2 protein-coding genes are annotated in these 2,973 nt (G+C 62.7%); both read left to right on the forward strand.

All coding sequences use genetic code 11. From position 1 onward, the window contains the following. Window positions 1–1,718, forward strand: a 1,718-nt coding sequence (gene ftsH, locus VFP86_14710) for an ATP-dependent zinc metalloprotease FtsH (GenBank protein HET9000886.1), incomplete at its 5' end; no start/stop codon positions are given. Between the two features lie 1,058 nt (window positions 1,719–2,776). Further along, the coding region (locus VFP86_14715; GenBank protein ID HET9000887.1) for a hypothetical protein at window positions 2,777–2,973 on the forward strand (197 nt) is incomplete at its 3' end.

The raw sequence follows: 2,973 nt of genomic DNA on the forward strand, positions 1-2,973 counted from the left end.
CGTACAGTGACTTTCTCGACAAGGCGCGCAGCGGGCAGATCGTCCAGGTTACCATCGGTAGCGAGGCGGTCTCCGGCCAACTCAAAGACAGCCACCCGTTCCGCGTGTACGTCCCGACCGGGGATGCCTGGTACATCCGCCTGTTACAGGCCAAGGGCGTCACGATTACCGTCGAGCCACGGTCCGGGTCCTCGCTGTGGCCCAATCTGTTGTTGACGATGCTGCCGTTCGTGGTGCTCGTGGGGTTGTGGATGCTGATGATCCGGCAGGCGCAATCCGGGCCGAACCAGGCGATGGCGTTCGGGAAGAGCCGTGCGCGTCTGCATACAGAAACCAAGACGCGCGTGACGTTCGACGATGTGGCGGGGATCGACGAGGCAAAGGAGGAAGTCGAAGAGATTATCGAGTTTCTTCGGGACCCGAAGAAGTTCGAGGCGCTCGGCGCGAAGATCCCGCGTGGCGTCTTGCTGGTCGGCCCACCGGGCAGCGGGAAGACGCTGCTCGCGAAGGCGATCGCCGGGGAAGCGAGGGTGCCGTTTTTCTCGATCTCCGGCAGCGAGTTCGTAGAGATGTTCGTAGGTGTGGGGGCGAGCCGGGTGCGCGATCTGCTCGCTCAGGCGAAGAAGTCGGCCCCGTGCCTGGTGTTCATCGATGAGATCGACGCCGTCGGGCGCCAGCGGGGCGCCGGGTTGGGCGGGGGCAACGACGAGCGAGAACAGACCCTCAACCAGCTGCTGGTCGAGATGGATGGGTTCGCTCCGAACTCCGGGATCATCGTCATCGCGGCCACCAACCGGCCGGATGTCCTCGACCCCGCGCTGCTGCGGCCGGGCCGGTTCGACCGCCGGCTCGTGGTTGACAATCCGGACACCAAGGGGCGGCGGGCGATCCTCGAGGTGCACGCGCGCGGCAAGCCGATCGGCGACGATGCGAATCTGGACATGCTGGCGCGCCGCACGCCCGGGTTCAGCGGGGCGGATCTGGCGAACATGGCGAACGAGGCGGCGCTGCTCGCGGCGCGGCGGGGGAAGCAGCGAATCGGCATGTCGGAGTTCGACGAGGCGATCGAGCGGGTGATTGCCGGACCGCAGCGGAAGAGCCGGATCCTGTCCCCGAAGGAACGGGAGTTGACGGCATATCATGAAAGCGGGCACGCGCTGTTGGGGAAGTTGCTGCCGCAGGCAAACCCGCCGCATAAGGTGACGATCCTGCCGCGGGGGATGGCCTTGGGCTACGTGATCGCAATGCCGGCGGAGGAGAAGTATTCGGTGACCCGGAGCGAGATCCTGGCCCACATCACGGCGATGTTAGGGGGCCGGGTGGCCGAGGAGATCGTATTCGGCGAGATCACGACCGGCGCGGCCAATGATTTTGAGAACGCGACCGACCTGGCGCGGAAGATGGTGACCGAGTTCGGGATGTCAGACAAGCTGGGTCCCTTGACGCTCGGCACGAAGCACGGGCCGGTGTTCCTCGGTCGGGATCTCTTCGAGAGCCAGAACTACTCGGACGAGATCGCGTATGAGATCGACAAAGAAGTGCGCCGGATCATCGACGAGTGCCACAGTCGGGCCCGGGCAGTGCTGACCGAGCATAAGGAGACGCTCGATCGGATCGCCAAGGCGCTGCTGGAGCGGGAGTCACTCCAGAGCGACGAGCTGGACACGCTGATTGCCGGCCAGCCGCTGCGCCCTGACCTACCGGGGGGAGAGGTGTGAGTTTAGTCCCCGGTGAGGCAGGCCAGGTCCCGGCGGAGAGATTGCTTGCAAGTTCGCATTACACTTCCACCCATCTTTTTGACGCTCCCTTGACGTCTTTGGCTGAAATCTTGACACGCACTTGACCCCGTGGGAGGTAACGTGTAAACAGGACGTGCAGACGTGCACGGGGCCAATTCATAGAGCCACCCCAGACGAGCCGCTGCGGGCCCGAGCGGCTCGTCCGACTTTTCATCGGCACTTGCGGAACGTCCCGCTCGGTAGTGTCCTCCCATGAAAGGGCGTGTTCGGTGGCCTCTGCCTTCCGGCCGTCACACTAACCTGACCAGCGTGTCATGAATTCCGGGGGAGATCGGTGTCCTCGGAGACTCCAAAAGGCTTTTCGGTCGACCGCTTCCGGCCCACGATCCTCTCGGTCCGTGGTGTTTTTCTTCCTTCTTGTCCCAGTCTTGTCGCGCTGGAGGGGTATCTTGTCTTTCTCCTGACCTCATCCCTGGTACCCTTATGGGAAAGCGGCTGAGTTTCCCACGTCGTCGTCACTGTTGTGGGGGCCACGGGTCGTGCTATGGCCTTTGCCCAGGTGAACGCCGCGATGACGCACCCAGGAGGTCCGGAGACATGGAAGCGGAGGCACAGAAGTTGCGCCACTGCGAGCGACGGGCAGCCGTCTGGGGTTGGGTGACCATCTTCCTCTTTCTCAGCGGACAGTACAATCATCCATGGACATTGGCCCCTGACTACCGTCCAGGGCTCGAATGGGGACAATGGACGATCCATGCAATGTGGTGGACCCTTCTCATTGCCGGTGCCTACTGGGCGTTCTTAGCGGTGTGCTTCGTTCAATGGCTCTCCTGGCATGACGGTGTCATCCGGATCAGTGGACAACAGCCACTCCTCGAACGCACTGGTAGTGCACAACGAATGGCTTTCGTGAGATCGCGCCGACGGCGGGTGACACACCGGGTGATCCCGACGGGTGGCATGACGATGTTGGCGGGTACACCCGTTGCTCAGCCTATAGCCGCCAACGAATCTCAGGCACTATAAGGGGGATGTCCATGGCGCACGACAAGGACCGGAACCGCGTGTTGGCCTCATTACGGGACCGATCAGAAGGCATCGACAGTTCCGATTTGGTCAAGGATCTTACTTTGCCGAGAGAAGCGGTGGAGCGCCACCTCCTTTACTGCACCGACTACGGTCTTGCCACGTGGAAGCGGCATCGAGGCGGATCTGGGCAGGTGGTGATTACTGA

Source organism: bacterium (assembly GCA_035703895.1).
Lineage (GTDB): Bacteria > Sysuimicrobiota > Sysuimicrobiia > Sysuimicrobiales > Segetimicrobiaceae > Segetimicrobium.